Annotated in this window: 14 protein-coding genes; 3 read left to right on the top strand and 11 right to left on the bottom strand. The window is 40.0% G+C overall.

Going from position 1 to position 16,446, the window contains the following annotated elements:
• Positions 1 to 14: 14 nt before the first annotated feature.
• On the top strand, positions 15 to 1,160 hold the full coding sequence (locus tag DU508_RS16390; RefSeq protein WP_115403874.1) for a glycosyltransferase family 1 protein: 1,146 nt from the start codon (positions 15 to 17) through the stop codon (positions 1,158 to 1,160).
• Positions 1,161 to 2,306, top strand: coding sequence for an amine oxidase (locus DU508_RS16385; protein ID WP_115403873.1), 1,146 nt, complete (start codon positions 1,161 to 1,163; stop codon positions 2,304 to 2,306). It abuts the gene before it with no gap.
• Positions 2,307 to 2,499: 193 nt separating this feature from the next.
• Here DU508_RS16385 and DU508_RS16380 read toward each other — a convergent pair whose 3' ends face one another.
• Positions 2,500 to 3,147: a response regulator transcription factor gene (locus DU508_RS16380; protein ID WP_115403872.1), complete on the bottom strand. Its 648-nt coding sequence runs from the start codon at positions 3,145 to 3,147 to the stop codon at positions 2,500 to 2,502.
• A gap of 551 nt (positions 3,148 to 3,698) precedes the next feature.
• On the opposite strand from DU508_RS16380, the gene DU508_RS16375 reads away from it, so the two are divergent.
• Complete coding sequence (locus tag DU508_RS16375) at positions 3,699 to 5,321, top strand: gliding motility protein RemB (protein ID WP_115403871.1); 1,623 nt, start codon at positions 3,699 to 3,701, stop codon at positions 5,319 to 5,321.
• Positions 5,322 to 5,528: 207 nt separating this feature from the next.
• Here the strand turns inward: DU508_RS16375 and DU508_RS16370 are convergent, their stop codons facing one another.
• The 10 genes from DU508_RS16370 to DU508_RS16325 are packed head-to-tail and all read right to left on the bottom strand — an operon-like array spanning position 5,529 to position 16,350.
• Entirely contained in the window at positions 5,529 to 6,620 is a 1,092-nt protein-coding gene (locus DU508_RS16370; RefSeq protein ID WP_115403870.1) for a glycosyltransferase, read from the bottom strand.
• A complete protein-coding gene (locus DU508_RS16365) occupies positions 6,613 to 7,701 on the bottom strand; it encodes a glycosyltransferase family 4 protein (RefSeq protein ID WP_115403869.1) in 1,089 nt (362 codons plus the stop codon). The genes DU508_RS16370 and DU508_RS16365 overlap by 8 nt, the downstream gene beginning before the upstream one ends.
• A 5-nt stretch (positions 7,702 to 7,706) precedes the next feature.
• Positions 7,707 to 8,945: a hypothetical protein gene (locus tag DU508_RS16360; RefSeq protein WP_115403868.1), complete on the bottom strand. Its 1,239-nt coding sequence runs from the start codon at positions 8,943 to 8,945 to the stop codon at positions 7,707 to 7,709.
• A gap of 2 nt (positions 8,946 to 8,947) precedes the next feature.
• Complete coding sequence (locus tag DU508_RS16355) at positions 8,948 to 10,102, bottom strand: glycosyltransferase family 4 protein (protein ID WP_115403867.1); 1,155 nt, start codon at positions 10,100 to 10,102, stop codon at positions 8,948 to 8,950.
• On the bottom strand, positions 10,102 to 11,139 hold the full coding sequence (locus tag DU508_RS16350) for a hypothetical protein (RefSeq protein WP_115403866.1): 1,038 nt from the start codon (positions 11,137 to 11,139) through the stop codon (positions 10,102 to 10,104). Before DU508_RS16350 ends, DU508_RS16355 begins: the two co-directional genes overlap by 1 nt.
• Positions 11,140 to 11,178: 39 nt before the next feature.
• A complete protein-coding gene (locus DU508_RS16345; RefSeq protein ID WP_199562730.1) occupies positions 11,179 to 11,985 on the bottom strand; it encodes a 2OG-Fe(II) oxygenase in 807 nt (268 codons plus the stop codon).
• Positions 11,986 to 12,017: 32 nt separating this feature from the next.
• On the bottom strand, positions 12,018 to 12,929 hold the full coding sequence (locus DU508_RS16340; protein WP_158542192.1) for a glycosyltransferase: 912 nt from the start codon (positions 12,927 to 12,929) through the stop codon (positions 12,018 to 12,020).
• 8 nt (positions 12,930 to 12,937) lie between these two features.
• Positions 12,938 to 13,837, bottom strand: a complete 900-nt coding sequence (locus DU508_RS16335; RefSeq protein WP_115403864.1) for a glycosyltransferase family 2 protein — start codon at positions 13,835 to 13,837, stop codon at positions 12,938 to 12,940.
• Between the two features lie 4 nt (positions 13,838 to 13,841).
• Positions 13,842 to 14,993, bottom strand: a complete 1,152-nt coding sequence (gene glf / locus DU508_RS16330; RefSeq protein WP_115403863.1) for a UDP-galactopyranose mutase — start codon at positions 14,991 to 14,993, stop codon at positions 13,842 to 13,844.
• Positions 14,994 to 15,018: 25 nt separating this feature from the next.
• The gene (locus DU508_RS16325; RefSeq protein WP_115403862.1) at positions 15,019 to 16,350 is read right to left on the bottom strand and encodes a sugar transferase; all 1,332 of its coding nucleotides are present in this window, start codon (positions 16,348 to 16,350) and stop codon (positions 15,019 to 15,021) included.
• Positions 16,351 to 16,446: the final 96 nt, after the last annotated feature.

The following is a 16,446-nucleotide window of genomic DNA, read 5'->3' as shown; positions in this document are numbered from 1 at the left end:
CAAACACATTGAACATGAACATACAAAACCCCCGTTTGCCCAAAAACCTTTTATGCTTCTCCCACCTTCGCTGGGATTTTGTTTTCCAACGTCCTCAGCATTTGATGAGCCGCTTTGCCAGGGATTTAAATGTGTACATTATGGAAGAGCCAATCTTTGTGGCAAAAACCACAGCGCATCTGGCAATTGATAAAAGAGATGAGCAGCTTACCATCCTCACTCCACATCTTTCTGCAGGTATGGATCCGGATCAGGAAAAAATAACCATGAAGAAATTGCTTAACGAATTCATGGAAGAAACAGACCTGGTAGATTGGATTTTCTGGTACTATACTCCAATGGCGCTTCAGTTTTCAGATCATTACTCAGCCGCACTCACGGTTTTTGACTGTATGGATGAGCTGTCAGCTTTCGATTTTGCACCAAAAGAACTTGTACTGATGGAAAAGACGCTATTGAAAACTGCTGATGTTGTTTTTACAGGGGGACACTCGCTTCATGAGGTAAAAAAAGAGCAGCATAATAATATCCACGTTTTTCCAAGCAGCATTGACAAAGCCCATTTCAACAAGGCCCGTAGAACAGGTCAGGAACCAGATGACCAGGCAAACATCAAAGGTATAAAACTTGGTTTCATTGGAGTGATCGATGAGCGATTTGACGTTGAGCTGATCAAAGAGATTGCATTAAAGCGCCCGGAGTGGCAGATCATATTACTTGGACCAGTGGTTAAAGTTTCGATGGACAGTTTGCCAACTGGCCCTAACCTGCATTATTTTGGGCAGAGAAATTATCAGGATCTCCCCGCCTACTTATCGGGTTGGGACATTGCCCTGATCCCCTTTGCGATCAACAACTCGACAAGATTCATCAGCCCAACAAAAACACCAGAATATCTGGCTGCAGGCTTAAGAGTGGTTTCTACCCCAATTCGTGATGTAATAAAGCCTTACGGCATCGATAAGCTGGTTGATATTGCATCAAATGCAGATGAGTTCATCGTTGCTATTGAGCGGGCCCTTTCCGTTAATGATACAACAAGCTGGCTGAACAAGGTGGATTTATTCCTGGAGGATAAATCATGGGAAAACACTTATGAGGAAATGAAGAAGAAAATGCTTTGGACTTTGTTTGAAACCGATAAACTATTGGCAAGTTAAATGAAAGAAGAATATCCCTTCCGATCATTCTGGATGGCTGGTTTTGAATGTTCAGACCAGCTCAACCATTATGGCAATCGTGTTGATCTGCTTTCTGAAACAGGACATATTACCTACATGCTGGAAGATTATAAATTGATCTCATCCATTGGAATTCGAACAGTTAGAGAGGGAATACGATGGAGTCATGTTGAACGAAGTCCCTACCAATATGACTTTTCAACTGTGGCAAAGATGATTGATGCCGCTAGAACGAGCGGAGTTCAACAGATATGGGATGTGTGTCATTTTGGCTATCCTGACGACCTCAGCCCATTACATCCACACTTTACCGATCGGTTTGTTGGTATATGTAGTGCTTTTGCAGCTTTTTATCGTAATTACTGCCCCGGCGAAGGACTCATTGTCACACCCATCAACGAGGTTGGCTTCATCTCCTGGCTAGGGGGCGACCATGCCAGTACAACGCCTTACGCCCGCGGAATGGGATGGGATGTAAAGTATGCCCTGGTTCGTGCCTATATCCAAGCCATCAGAGCGATCAAGTTAATTAATCCTGGTACAAAGATCATGAGCACTGAACCGATTGTGAATATTGTCCCATCGATGGATGCTACTGTGGAAATGGTCATAAAAGCCAAAGAAGATCACGAACTTCAGTACCAGGCTACCGACATGCTAACGGGAAAGATGTGTCCGGAACTGGGTGGAGCAAAGGATTTGATCGACTACATGGGTTTCAATTTTTACTACAATAATCAATGGGTGGCAAGTGATTTTTCAGGATTGCCCTGGGCCAATCTCGAACCCGATCCCAGATGGAGGGGGCTCTCATCGCTGTTTGTTGAAGCTTATCAACGCTATGGTTTGCCGATCGTTTTGTCAGAAACCAGCCATCCCGGCGAGCATCGGCCGAATTGGATTGAGCTCATTACCCGCGAATGTGTCAAAGCCCTTCAGCATGGTGTACCACTTAAAGGTATTTGTCTGTATCCGATTATTGACAGACCAGACTGGGATCATCTGCATCACTGGCACCATTCCGGTTTATGGGACGCAGACGCAGAGAACCCATTTTTGCGAAAGGTTTATCAACCCTACGCAGAGGCGATTGCCTGCGCCATGCAGGTATTGAACTTGAAATGATCTGATGTATTTTAGCAATAGGATGCTCAGAATTGAAATCTCACTTAAAATATTGAAGCTCAACAATTCAATCGTAGTTACGCTTACCATGAGCTGTGGAACCGGACTGCGAACAACAATTAACCTGCCCGATGTGAATTTTGTTAAAAACAGTCGTTGTTCGATTCAGATTACACCATAATACAAAGCAAGTTTAGTCAATGATTCCATTGGCATGGGCAAAGCGCATAAGTACTGCAGTGTTCCGCGCACCTGTTTTATCAATCAGGCTTTGCCGATGCCCTTCAACAGTGCGTTTACTGATAAAAAGTTTATCAGCCATTTCCACATTGGTAAGCCCTTCGCCAATAAGCTGCAAGATCTCAATCTCTCTTGAAGAAAAATCGGCACTTTGCATTTTAAAACCTGGAAATGTCTCTTTTTGAATCATCTGATCAATAATGGGAATGGCCATACTTGCACAAACGTAACGTTCTCCAATCAGTAATCTGCCCATGGCAAAGAAAAGCTCCTCAGCATCAACTGATTTGGTTAGAAAGCCATGAGCACCCGCCATGATGGTTTGATATAAATGGGCATTACTCTCCATCATCGACATGATAAGCACAGGGACTTCGGGATATGATTCCTTCAATGCCTGTAGCATTGCAATCCCATCCATTAAAGGCATCCCAATATCTGAAACAATTAAATCGGGAATCAAACCTTTTTTCAGGGCATCAATAACCTCTCTCCCATTGCCGGCTTCGTAAAGCACCTCATAACGATGCGTTGATTCCAGTAACATTTTCAGGCCATTTCTGATTACCTTATGATCTTCCGCCAATATGATTTGTTTCATTGTTTTTGAGTGTCGATCATATCGTCCAACACGAGGTCAGGATGATCGGACTCTTAATCAACATTGGTTATCGCAGATGGTTTTAAAAGTAAGTATTCATTTGAAAGTATATCTCAGCTAAAAGAAATAATCAAAAAAAGCCGGATGCAATCAAGCATCCAGCCTGTTCACAGGTGTATTTATCAATAATTATTTTGAGTATTCACTCCACCGGGCAATACCATCTGGTTCTGCAGAAGTGATCTCCGGACTTTTTCCTCACTCATCTTTAAGTTCATGAAAAGCATTCAATGGTTTGCATAATGTGAAAAACAGGTAGTAAGATTCAAGTGCGTATTCAACTACATCAAAAATGACTGTAAAGCAAGATTTACATTAAATAGAAACCCATAAATTTCCAACCCGATAACCACTGGAACTGACACCATTTACACACATTAATAAACTTTAAATACAATAATTAAATTTAAATAATATAAATTTTCTTTTATATTGAATTTTTGGTTTAATTTAGAAAACAATCATATAGCTTTAAGCTTTGCCATCTTCGCATGAAAAAATTACTTTATCTAAGTGTGTTGTTGATAATATCCATTCAACAAGCAACCGCACAAGCTACCTATTTCCCAAATAGCCACCAGGCATCTCAGAAGCTGAACACCGTTCTTTATGATACCAAAACCCGATTACATTCTGCCGTAAAACCGATGCTGATCAACGACAGCTTACTTAAGCTAAAAATTGACACACTGCTTGGACACTCAACGCCTAACGATGGTTCCCGTAGCTGGATCTACCGAAAGATTTTCACGGAACACCTCATCCAGATCGATCAACCAGCATATAGTGTTTATGCAGACTATCTTCCCGACCATGCCATTGGAAGAGATTTTTCGACCAATAAAAATGTCTGGATCAACAGCCGTGGTTTTCAGGTTGGAGTGAGCATTGGCAATACGTTCTCTTTTTATACCAGCGGATATGAAAATCAAGCAATACTCCCCTCTTACCTCGATACCTATACCAACCAGCTTGGAATCGTTTCCGGCCAGGCCTATGACCACAGCAATGGTGCAAACATCAAAGATTGGTCTTATGTTACGGCGCTGATGTCTTACACACCAAGCAAATACTTGAATATCACCTTAGGTCAGGACAAAACCTTTATAGGAGATGGTTACAGATCGATGTTCTTATCAGATTTTTCTGCACCTTTTCCGTTCATCAAGCTGAATGCTAATCTCGGCAACGTCAGTTACATGACGATGTGGTCTTACATGGATGACCCCAGTGCACCAATATTTGATGGCTATGGTAGCCAGCGCAAGAAATGGGGCGTGTTCCAATACCTGGATTGGAATGTAAACAATCGTCTCTCAGTAGGACTCTTTCAGTCGGTGATATGGGCTGATGCCGATGATCAGGGCCACAAGCGCGGTTTTGATTTAAAGTATATCAATCCTGTCATATTTCTTCGGAATGTACAGGCGGCGGGCGGATCGCCTGACAATTCCCTATTGGGATTTAACGCAAAATATGAGATTACCGATCGCCTGGCCGTTTATGGACAGCTGGCACTCGATGAATTTCAGGCCAAAGATTTTTTCTCGAGCAACGGCAGTTCCAGAAACAAATATAGTCATCAGCTCGGCATCCGGGGATCAGAACTATTTGGAATAAAAAAACTAAATTATTTGTTAGAATACAACGCTGCAAAACCATACACCTACTCCCATCTGTCCTCTATAAACAACTACGCCCAACAAAATGAACCGCTTGCCCATCCGTTCGGCGCCAATTTCAGGGAGTTGGTTGGAATGCTCAATTTCACGATCGGACGTTTTGATTTGAGCGCAGAAACAAGTTATAGCAAGTATGGGCTGGACATGGATGGAAACAATTTTGGAAAAGATCTTTTCCAGACTTACCAAACGGCCCCAAAATACTATTCACAAAATTATACCGGACAAGGGTTGGCCACCACGATGTACTTTGCGGAAACAAAGGTCGCTTATCTGCTTAATCCCTCATACAACCTCAGGTTGGAACTTGGTGGTCTCTTCAGGCATGAAACAAACAACCTTTTCACAGAAAGAAATTCCGCGATCAGCATTGGATTGAAAAGCTCTTTCAGAAACCTTTATAATGATATCTCCAGTTACCGGGCGCACTGATCTGGAAGGTTTTGCAACACAAGTTCAACATGGATGAGCTATTGTACATGAAAAGAAATCAGCATTTGCGAAGATTATAGATGCTGATAGTAGACCGTCTGCGAGTTCGGATACGATGCGAGATCGAATATGGCCAACCATCAGATGACGATACCTTTTTGTTTTTTACCCTGTTTATTTGGATTAAAGTGAAGTTTATGAGCCTGCTCAGATGTTTTGGTATACCTCTTCCAGCTTTTTGATTGCTGATGCAATATTATGATACTGCACAACATAATTGCGGCCTGCATTTCCAATCTGTCTTCTCAGCCCTTGGTTTTCGATCATGTCTTCTATTTTTTCACAAAACTCCTTGATAGAAAGGCAAGAAAATCCATTTTCATTATTTTGGATCACATCTATATTCCCATCAACTTTTGATACTATACAAGGAACCCCATGCAGCATCGCTTCCAAAAGTGAAAAGGGAAGCCCTTCAAAAACAGAAGTCGAAACATACAGGTCTGCCTGTTCTAAAAATTTGCTGCTATGCGCTGCCCAATTTTCAATCCTGACATTTTTGCCAAGTTGAAAGTGTTCGACATAGTTGTCGATTTCTGTTTTCAGATCATCGTGGATGCCCGCCCCCAGTATGGAAAACACTAAATGCGGATATTTCCCCACTAATTTTTTGGCAATCTGCAGGAATAACATCGGGTTTTTTTGGATGGTAAGCCTTCCGATCATACAGATTTGTTGGATCGGCCTGGCGTAATCATGTTCAGCCAGGTCGATGATGGAGATTGAATTTAAAATTACGCTTACGCTATCTTTTGGAAAACCCAACTGATAAATTGCACAATTTGCTTCTGTATGGGAAATGGCCAAAAGTAGCGTAGTCTGTTTTTTTACCATATACTCCATCAGGTAAAAAACCATCCTTTTTAATCCGACAAAAGACAGATAGGAAAAAGCGTGTGGCGTATATATCAGCCTTGTTTTAACAAACTTTGCCGCAAGTCTGCCGATAAACCCTCCTTTTGCACTGTGGGCATGGATGAGATCAGGTTTTTCTTTTTTGATGATTCTGATCATCCGGAACAATAATTCCAGGTTAAAAAATAAACTGTTGTTCCGATCCAGGTCTGCGATGTAGTAAGCGATGCTCCTTTCCCTGCAAAACGCTTCGAAAAGTTCATTAGCTGGAGCTACAACGACAAATTCGAATTTCCCGGCATTGGCATGTTCCAACACATGTGAGACATATGTTTTTACGCCGCCTGTTGCCAGGGTGATATGGAGTATCTTTTTCTTAGGCATTGCAGTTTTCTATTAAATCGTATAATTGCAGGGCGCTCTTTTGCCAGCTGTATTTGGCAACCTGTCCATATCCTTTTTGTTTTAAACTTTCCAATCGATGGGGATCGTTGATGAGTTCGAAAATATTTTTCCGCATTATTGCCGGATTGTAAGGATCTAAATAGGCACACGCATGGCCAAGCACCTCTGGCATTGATGATGTATTGGCGGCAATTACCGGACAGCCCAGCAACATGGCCTCTAAAGGCGGTATACCAAATCCTTCATAGAAAGATGGAAATATAAAAAGCGCTGCATTTCGATAAAGGTAAACCAGTTCTTCATCTGATACAAAGCCAAGATAGTTGGCATCTTCATTGGGCAACTCATTGTTTAATGCCGAAACTCCTCCACCTGCAATAACCAGCTGATATTTTCCCATGGCCATTCCCTTCATCGCCATTGTTAAACCTTTAAAATTCTTATTTGCGCCCAGGCTGCTCACTGCCAAACAGTAAGGTTTCAGTTTATTTATCTTATCCATAAAATGAAGATTGGGCGCTTCAAAGCGTAACATATGTTCGGCAGCATTATAAATAACCGTGATCTTCTGCGGATCGACACCAGCCAGATCAACGAGTTCCTTTTTGGAAAACATGGAAACTGTCACGATTGCTTTGGCCAATTTGCCCAACAAAGGAATTGCCATGGTATACCAGAACCGAAAACCCCTGGAAAAAAAGTCTTTGTTTACCAGGAAAGAAACATCATGGATAAAAACGATCTGCCTTCGTTTGAACAATGGCGCAATAGTGCACATGTTAACCAATAAACATCCAAAGCTATAGATCGGAAGTTCCAGTTGTTCCCATAAATTACCTTTAAGAAAACCCTTCCGTTTGAGCACAATGTGTTTCAGGGCAATCGGGTTTTTTATCGATCCATTGTACAGTAGCACAAACGAGATTTGTGTTTGCGAAATTTCATCACTTCCGATCAGTTCATCGAGCGCAACAACCATTTCGTGAGCGGTGCGCTGTACACCTGTTTGCGGACCGGTCAAAAAACGACCATTAATGACAACCTTAGCTTTTTTTTTCATAATAATTACTTGATCCGGAACCGATAGAGATAGAACAGGCAAACAAATGCAGGAGGCAGCAGGAACATATTGAGTTGCGTAAAGTTCACGATGATGGAAACCACCGAACCAAAGGCTACAATACCTATGGTTCGGATCAATATAGAGTCGAACCTTAAAAATATATTCTTTAAAATCCTTAGAAAAAAGCCGCCTAACAAGCCGGTGGTAACCGAAAATAGAATTACGCCGGGGTAGCCAAATGAAACATAGCCCCAAACAGGAAGCGGCAACCTCAATCCACCAGAGCCGATATCATTAATATCCGCTCCCGGATTTACCATGGTTAAGGTATAAACAGCCGGGTTCCATTCATAATGGCCGGGAATCAACCCTCCGTAAATGGTGCGTCCGTAAGTCCATACAGGATTCTGATCAAAGTGATTCAGGAAGTCTAAGTGATCTGCAATATCCGGAGTACCTGCAGAAATGATCTGCCATACATTCGCATCCTGGGTATAAGCATTGATTCCAATAATAAAATAGAAGAAGGCGCTAAATACAAATACGCCAATCAAAATGATCATGAGCAATACAAAGTGCAGTTGGCTTTTCAACGACATCACAATGGCAAAGGCCAACACAATTCCCATAAAAGCTCCACTACGTTGCAGTGAAACAGCCATCAAGATCAATATGGCAATGATTAAAAAAAGGAAAGACTTGTGCCTGTATTTGTACCATACCACACAGGCAATTGGCATAATGGTAGACACGATATAGAATGATGCCCTATAAAGTATGGAAACCCGGGAGTAAGGTTCTTGATAAGGACCTCTAAACAATTTTGCCGCGATTGGGTTTTCTGCAAAAATTGGCACAAAACCCATGATCATATAGCTCAGTACAAGACCAATGATCCCAATAAGCATCAATACCTTAGTGAGATGAATTACCCGTTTTTCGTAAAGCTCAGAATCGATCAGATCAAAGGTAAAAGATGTACGAACTCCCCTGCCATTCATAAACCCATAAACTGCACCAACAACATATCCAATTGCCCCAATTGAAATTATTTTGGTATAAAGTGCAACGATATCGTCTGGATAAGCATCCTGAACATTTAAAATTAACGCAGGCACAACAATAGAAACAAAACTGCCACCCACTGCCAGGTGTGGCAGTACATTATACCTGCTTGGCCATAAAATATAGCCACCCAGACCAAGTACCAGTAAAGAAATGCTGATCAGAATACTTTCCAAGGTTAGCTGTTATTAATTTGTACATTGTAATGTTGAACCATGTTCATTACGTTAAATTTATCGATCACTTTTTGTCTGGCTCTCGATCTTACTTTATCTAATACATTTAAATTGGCAAGCACAAATCTTAACTTATCCAGTAGCGCCTGTGTGTTTTCTGCCTGGAAGAGAAAGCCATCAACATTATCACTAATGATTTCTGATGAACCCCCTGTATCTGAAGCCAATACCAGTTTTTCACAGGCCATTGCTTCATATATGGTTGTTCCCAAAGGTTCGCTTCTATAATTGCTGCTATTGTTAATAATGATATCGCAACCATTATAAAAGGTTACCATATTATTCACGTACCCCAGGTGTTTGATATCAGGGTAATAAGCTAAAGCCTCCTTTACCTCATCACTGTAGTTTGGTGTATCATTGGCATACCCTCCTGCCAACACCAACAAGATGTTGGCATGCTCTTGCAATAATTGAGCAAAAACCTGAATGAGCGTAAGCTGACCTTTATCTGGCGAAATTACGGCTGCCAGTCCTATTACAATATGATTTTCTCTGATGTTGTTTTGCGCCCTGAATGATGCTCTCAACATCTTGTCAGGCAAAAAAGCATCTGCATCAAGCCCATTATACAGAACAACCGCTTTTTCTGCATTGTTGAATTTGCGCTTAACTGCTTGAGACACCACCAATGTTTTGTTATAAAACAGAAAACACACTTTGGAAATCCAGGAATCAACCTTTGAGAAATAGCGCAGATCGTGATCGCTCCAATACCATTTCACTTTTCTATTGGTCAACCTCGAGAAAAGCAAGGCTGGCAATAAATAGGAAGCCGGAACCATGGTATTGGCGTGCACTACATCAATTTGATGTTGACGAATATATTCAAGCACATGATTAGAAACCAAAATATAGTTTTTTAAGGCTTTTAAATAATATTGAACTGTGTTCGTGGTACTGCGATTCAATTTTTTCAAGCCATTGTAAACTGAAATTTTGTATGACTTTTTATCGCTTAGCAGGTTATTTGCAAATGAACCAGGGGCAATGATCAAATGATTTTCGGCACTTAAATGGTTAAATGTCATCAACCGCTCTATTACAATTTCTGCTCCCTGGGCTTTTTCACCACCAAATACGTAAAGAATATTCATTAGTTTTCTATTTTATGATTTAGTGCACCTTCCGCCGCTATGATGGCATCACTAAAAAAGCCACCTTTAATTATTTTTTCTCTTATACAGGCCACATTGCTTTGAAAGGAGGCATACAAGTCAGCAATTGGCAAAGTTTCCAGATCGTATAAACTATCTATCAGCCATCCGATTTTAAAAAGGGTAACAAATTCGCCCATGGCCGAATCTCTTGGAACAATCACTGGTAATCCGGCAGCAATGTAAAGAGACAATTTATGCGGATTATTGTATTTGAGGTAATTGCCAAGCACTTCATCACATTTTTCAATGGTTGTGCCATCCCAGATCAATCCAATTCCGCCATTAATCTTCCGGGCAATCTCATCCGGACTAAATTGTCCCTTCCAAATTAAATTGGCATTGTTTTCTGCCCGATTTTTTTTGAATCCCGGGCCGTAAACAGAGAACTTTAAATTCTTTAATAATGACAATTCATAAATGAACGTGCTTTTCGAAAGATTTCCAGCATACACAATGTCTTCTTTTTGCCTAGTTTTGATTGGAAAATCTTCCATCAAGTAATCAAATAACACCAAACTGATCATCGGTTTTTTCACGCCGGCCGAAGCCAGCCAGTTTGCCATATGTTTATTATGTACAATAAGCAGGTCGTAGCAATTAAGGTTAGCAATTTCTGTTTTAATCATTACCGGGTCTGTTCCCCCAATCCTCAATGATTCGATGTCATGCACCACGCAGTAAAACCTGACTTTTTTTAATTTGGCAATGGCAATGAAATATTTAAAAACATTATTGATACTGAGCAAGGGATATTGAATGCCAACAATTGCACCTTTTTTAACAGAAAAGAAAAATAAAAGCAACTCTTTAAAGAGTGCGATATAGTAAGTGAATTTATTAGAGTTATCTCCTACGGTAAATGTATAATCCTTGTAACCGTGCGCAGAAAATAGTTTATTGCAATCGAGTACCGCTTTTGATGCGGCAGAATTAATGTCTATTTTATTAAATCGAATGCAAAATTGATATTTCATTTAGGCGTTTCAGGTTAAAATTTTGTTTGATGGGATGACTTAATTTTTTCTGGATTTTAAAGCCTTCAATATAATAGGAGGGATAAAATCCCTGATAATCTCCCGTGTGGTTTTTGGAATCACATCTCTCCCGACATCCTTGCGTCCTTTGAACGTGGTCAGCTTATCCTCACTGATCTCATTTGCCGGGCGACCGTTACTGTAATAATACAACGCCAAAGATTTTCTGCTTCGATCTGGCGGACAGGTTAATGGATTGGGGTGCCCGTGATGTGACAAGGGAATTGTTGAAAAAATGGCGACTGTGTTAAATGTCGGGAGTATTTTTCTTTCACATTTGATCATATCCTTGCTCCAGAGTTCAAAGTGGCCACCATAACTCTCTTCCCAGTCTTTGTTCAAATAAATGAGGAGGTTTATCCTTCTATCTAATTTGGTGATGCTGTTTGTACTAAAATCGGTGTGTATTTTCAAAACCCCTCCCGGCTTTATTTCGTGGTAGCCACCGCCTTCAAAATACGGATCAGGAATAAGCGGCTCGTCAATTCCGGTTAATGTTTGCAAAAACTTGAGCATGGGTTCGGAGTTCAGAAAATGAACAAGACGCTTGGTGGTTTCTCCAAAACTGGCCTCGCCCCTGGTTGCCAGTTTAATCTGATTGTGATCATTAAATCGTTCAATGTCTTTTCTTTTAGAAAGATCAGGAAACTCTTGCAGTACCTCATCCAATATTTGCGGATTAAAAAAATCATGGAAAACTATGTTTGGAAATGGCGGGGTTTCCAGGTATTCATTACTTTTTGCCGCAAGTGTTGTTAGGTCAATATTTTGATTCAATAAATCCATAATAATAGTTTATGATTGTGATTATATCAAGTTTAAAATTTCACGATTGTATAGTAAAAAAGGAATTTCAGGAACAAAAAGTCTTTTACCAACCTCCTCCGGTTTGCAAATACGATTTTGCGATTTTTGAAAAGAAAGGAAAACAGCTTATGATCAAAAAGTTTTTTCTTTTTTCTATGTTCATCAAAAACCGTGATCAGATTTTTCAGGAACAATTTATCATCCTGCTTCATTTCTTCGATGGTCAAAAAGCATTTCCAGGCCTCAATATGATCTATATGTGCTGCTTTTACCGCTTTGGGAACATTAATGTGACTATTAGCATCATGTATACGGTATTTGACCAAAAACGACTCAGAAGAATTGATTGACCCGTTACAGGTTGCTACTACCCCAATCCACCAATCGTAAAACATATTGGGTGGAATTGGAATGATCCGGTCTACCAATTTATGTTTGAACATGATCCTATGCCCGCCAATCTGGTTATCGTAAAAAAGTTTTTTCGGATCGTTTCCATGGAACATTCTTAACAATTTTACTTTTGGATAAAGGCATTTCCCATCTACAAATTCGACAGAACGGGCATGAACCAATACGACATCCTCCTGGTCAAAAAGCGATAAAAGATGTTCAATTTTATTTTCGCACCAGATATCATCTTGATCTGACAAGCTGATATATGCTCCCTTTGCCAAGGAAATGGCCTTTTCAAAATTTCTGTTATAGCCCAGGTTTTCCTCGTTTTTATAGAGCGAAATACGGGAATCCTTTTTCATCCACTCCTCTATTTTCGCGATGGTATGGTCAGTGGATTTATCATCCACCACAATAATCTCCAGGTTTTGATAGGTTTGATTAACTAAGGAATCCATTTGTTCATCAATATATTTTGCGCCGTTATAGGAGCACATCACAATGGAGACCAGCGGGAAATCTTTCATGGTTTGCATTATATGTTCAATCTTTTTTTCAAATTGGTGAGTATGGGCTTTGTGGCCCAAAAATTGGCTGCATAAAAATCCTGTATCTTTTGTCTAACCGGTGTCCGCGTTAATTCCTTTTTTAACTTAAAATATTCAGCCACGCCCTGCAATACATAATATCCAGATAAAAGACCTTCTCTTTTAATAAATTTTAAATTGTTCATCACAATACGGAACAAAAATTTGCTTTTATCCTTATCAAAATATTTGTAGATAATGGCCAGCTCATTCCGGGTTCCAAAAATCCTCAGTCTTTTAAAAGATCTGTTCAGTTTACTCACTCTGTGAATTACATATCCTTCGGCAAAAAAACTCACTCTATACCCCGCATTCCAACATCTTATGGCGTATTCAAATTCATGAGTATATACAAAAATCCACTCTGCAAAGCCACCAATTTTATCATATAATTCCTTTCTGATGATGGCGCCACAACCAATAAACCCCGGAACATCCTGCTTATCTTTCCAGGCATCTTCCTCCGCCAGATATACATCAAGTTTCAAGTTTTCATCAGTGGTCTCGAACCCTAAAATCCCAATCGTAGGATCATCTTCCAGTCTCTTTATTGCTTTATCCAATCCACTGTGCACATGGCTATCATCATCTAACACCAAAAGGTATTCGTGCTTTGCAACCGCGAAACCATCATTCCATCCTGCTATGCCATTGTTTATGGATCTGGAAATTAACTTTAAATCCGGGTGCCTTTCTTTAATTGCGGCTGATGTTCCATCCTTTGAAGCATTGTCTACAATAATGATTTCAAGCTCAAAAGGTAACGATTGACGTAATTCTTCAAGTTTTCCTATTGTTTTTAGCGCTTCTTCTTTCCTATTAAATGCTAAAATTATCGCTGATACCATAATTTTAATTTAAAGGAGAACTGGTGGTCAAAGACAAATGTGTAACATCAAGATCGATAAAGTGGTCTGAAACCTTTTTCAGTGCCGAAGCAATCACCTGGTGCATATCGTAATACCGGTACTCGGCAAGCCTCCCACCAAAAATTACCTCTGGCTGGTTCCGGGCCAATTGTTGGTATTGCCTGAAGATTTGATCATTCTTTTCATCGTTGATGGGATAATAAGGTTCTTTTTCGGCTGACCATTCTTGTGAATATTCTTTTGTGACAACGGTTTTCTCCTGTTTACCATGTTCAAAATGCTTGTGCTCTATTACACGTGTATAGGGTACTTCCCTTTCGGTGTAGTTGATCACGGCATTGCCCTGAAAATTATCTGTATCGAGAATTTCCGTTTCAAACCTGAGGCTTCTATATTCCAACTGTCCAAACCTAAAATCATAGTACTGATCAATTTTTCCAGTGAACACGGTGTGTTCTGCAACACTGTCCCAGTGGCCCCGGTCTGCAAAGTAATCTTGTTCAAGCCTCACTTCGATCCCATTCAACAGCCCATCCATCAGTTTATTGTATCCCCCAACAGGTATTCCCTGATAACGATCGTTAAAATAATTGTTATCAAACGTAAACCTTACCGGAAGTCTTTTGATGATAAATGCAGGCAATTCTGTGGCTTTTCTTCCCCACTGTTTTTCCGTATATCCCTTTATCAATTTTTGATAAACATCTGTACCAACAAGAGAGAGTGCCTGTTCTTCCAGATTAGCTGCTTCTCCATTGATGGGATTAACCACCTGAGATTGTATTTTTTCTTTCGCCTTTGCTGGGGTTTGCACGTTCCATAACTGATAAAATGTGTTCATGTTAAAAGGAAGGTTATATAACCGATCTTGATATTTGGCAAGCGGAGTAAGCACAAAATTATTGAACTCAACAAATGAATTTACATAGTCCCAAAGCTCCTTATCATTGGTATGAAAGATATGCGGGCCATATTTGTGAACGTTGATACCCTCAATTTTTTCACAATGCACATTACCGCCCTGATGGTTTCTTTTATCTATTACCAGGCACTTTTTGCCTCTTTTATGTGCCTCATGTGCAAAAACGGCTCCAAATAGTCCACTTCCAACGATGAGATAATCATATTTATTCATATCGATTTCAAATTTTGTTCACTAATTATTTCCCTTTACCCTGGATCATTACCCTTACTGTATTCAGAATAAGACCAACATCTGACCTGAAACTGATATCCTGCAGATACATAAGATCATATTCCAACCTCTCGCACATTTGTTCCACATTCTCGGCATAACCATATCTGATCTGTCCAATAGAAGTAATTCCCGGTTTTAGACATTGGAGCAATTTATAGTGGGGTGCGATTTGAGCGATTTTTTCAATAAAATGAATGCGCTCGGGCCTTGGCCCTACAACAGACATTTCACCTTTGAGCACGTTAAAAAACTGTGGAAGTTCATCTAAACGTGTCTTTCTGATCAATAGTCCCCATTTGGTAATTCTTGGATCTCCGTGTTTTGAAAGCTGTGGTCCCATCTCTTCGGCATTGATATACATGCTTCTGAACTTGATGATCCGGAACGGTCTTCCATTTAGGCCGATACGCTCTTGAGTGTAATAAGCAGGACCTTTAGAGGTAAGCTTGGTAATCAAGTAAAGCATGGCGAATAAAGGCGAGGCGATGATAATCAGAGACGAGGAAAATAAAATATCGAAACCTCTTTTAGCCAGGATTTCGGTTTTTCCCAATCCTGAGCAATTGCGCAGATGCAACAAAGGCAGTGTATCGTAATTGATGATCTTTGCGCTCCGATCAGTCAAAACAACATCAGACATCAGCTTTATATTAATCTTATGCTGTGCGCCAAACGAAATCAAGAAGCTAACAAGCGTTGCATCAATCTTTTTGTAACAGAAAAATATTTCATGGGCGTTTTGGTCCAACAGTTTTTTGGCCAGTACCTCATGAGAACCATAAGCCATATTTTGTTCGAATATGGTTGGAAGGATATCATATCCATAGGCAGGGCGATCATCAAAATGCATCTTTAATCTTTTAGCCACCTCTTCATCTCCGATAATCAGAATCCTACGGCCATTAAAGCCTTTCTTTCTTATATAATCCAGAAAAATAGATAGGTAATGGCGCTGCAAACTTACCAGTACTATAAATACCAGGTATGTTGCAAATAATCTGTAAGAAAGTACATCAAAATATTTGGTGACATAGATAAGTGAAAATATAATGATCAAATGGCAACACAAGACCTCTGAAAACCTGAACATGTTTTCTTTGAGCAATAAAGGCCTCGGCGTTGTATAAATCTTAAAGAGCGGCGAAAGTAACACCCAACACAATGTCTTGATCAACATCATCCGGGGATGTTCTCCAGACAAAGTTCCGTGAGCCAAACAGTATGCGACATTAAGTAGAATAATATCACTTATAAGAGTGAGTCCTGGTAACAAATGTGAATAACGGTGTTTCATAAGCGTGTAATTTATCTTTCGAATAAGTAATTTTATCAATTTAAATTGAATAATTTAACTTAAACAATAATCATGTAAACATTAATTAAATAACAT

It is taken from the genome of Pedobacter chinensis (assembly GCF_003339865.1).
GTDB classification, from domain to species: Bacteria; Bacteroidota; Bacteroidia; order Sphingobacteriales; family Sphingobacteriaceae; genus Pedobacter; species Pedobacter chinensis.
Note: the sequence above shows the minus strand (reverse complement) of the source record. Positions and strands in the feature narration are given on the sequence as shown.

Bases quoted from the DNA above. Each gene is read 5' to 3' on its own strand.
- DU508_RS16390 (WP_115403874.1), top strand. From the start codon at position 15: ATGAACATACAAAACCCCCGTTTGCCCAAAAACCTTTTATGCTTCTCC.
- DU508_RS16385 (WP_115403873.1), top strand. From the start codon at position 1,161: ATGAAAGAAGAATATCCCTTCCGATCATTCTGGATGGCTGGTTTTGAA.
- DU508_RS16380 (WP_115403872.1), bottom strand. From the start codon at position 3,147: ATGAAACAAATCATATTGGCGGAAGATCATAAGGTAATCAGAAATGGC.
- DU508_RS16375 (WP_115403871.1), top strand. From the start codon at position 3,699: ATGAAAAAATTACTTTATCTAAGTGTGTTGTTGATAATATCCATTCAA.
- DU508_RS16370 (WP_115403870.1), bottom strand. From the start codon at position 6,620: ATGCCTAAGAAAAAGATACTCCATATCACCCTGGCAACAGGCGGCGTA.
- DU508_RS16365 (WP_115403869.1), bottom strand. From the start codon at position 7,701: ATGAAAAAAAAAGCTAAGGTTGTCATTAATGGTCGTTTTTTGACCGGT.
- DU508_RS16355 (WP_115403867.1), bottom strand. From the start codon at position 10,102: ATGAATATTCTTTACGTATTTGGTGGTGAAAAAGCCCAGGGAGCAGAA.
- DU508_RS16350 (WP_115403866.1), bottom strand. From the start codon at position 11,139: ATGAAATATCAATTTTGCATTCGATTTAATAAAATAGACATTAATTCT.
- DU508_RS16345 (WP_199562730.1), bottom strand. From the start codon at position 11,985: ATGGATTTATTGAATCAAAATATTGACCTAACAACACTTGCGGCAAAA.
- DU508_RS16340 (WP_158542192.1), bottom strand. From the start codon at position 12,929: ATGAAAGATTTCCCGCTGGTCTCCATTGTGATGTGCTCCTATAACGGC.
- DU508_RS16335 (WP_115403864.1), bottom strand. From the start codon at position 13,837: ATGGTATCAGCGATAATTTTAGCATTTAATAGGAAAGAAGAAGCGCTA.
- glf (WP_115403863.1), bottom strand. From the start codon at position 14,993: ATGAATAAATATGATTATCTCATCGTTGGAAGTGGACTATTTGGAGCC.
- DU508_RS16325 (WP_115403862.1), bottom strand. From the start codon at position 16,350: ATGAAACACCGTTATTCACATTTGTTACCAGGACTCACTCTTATAAGT.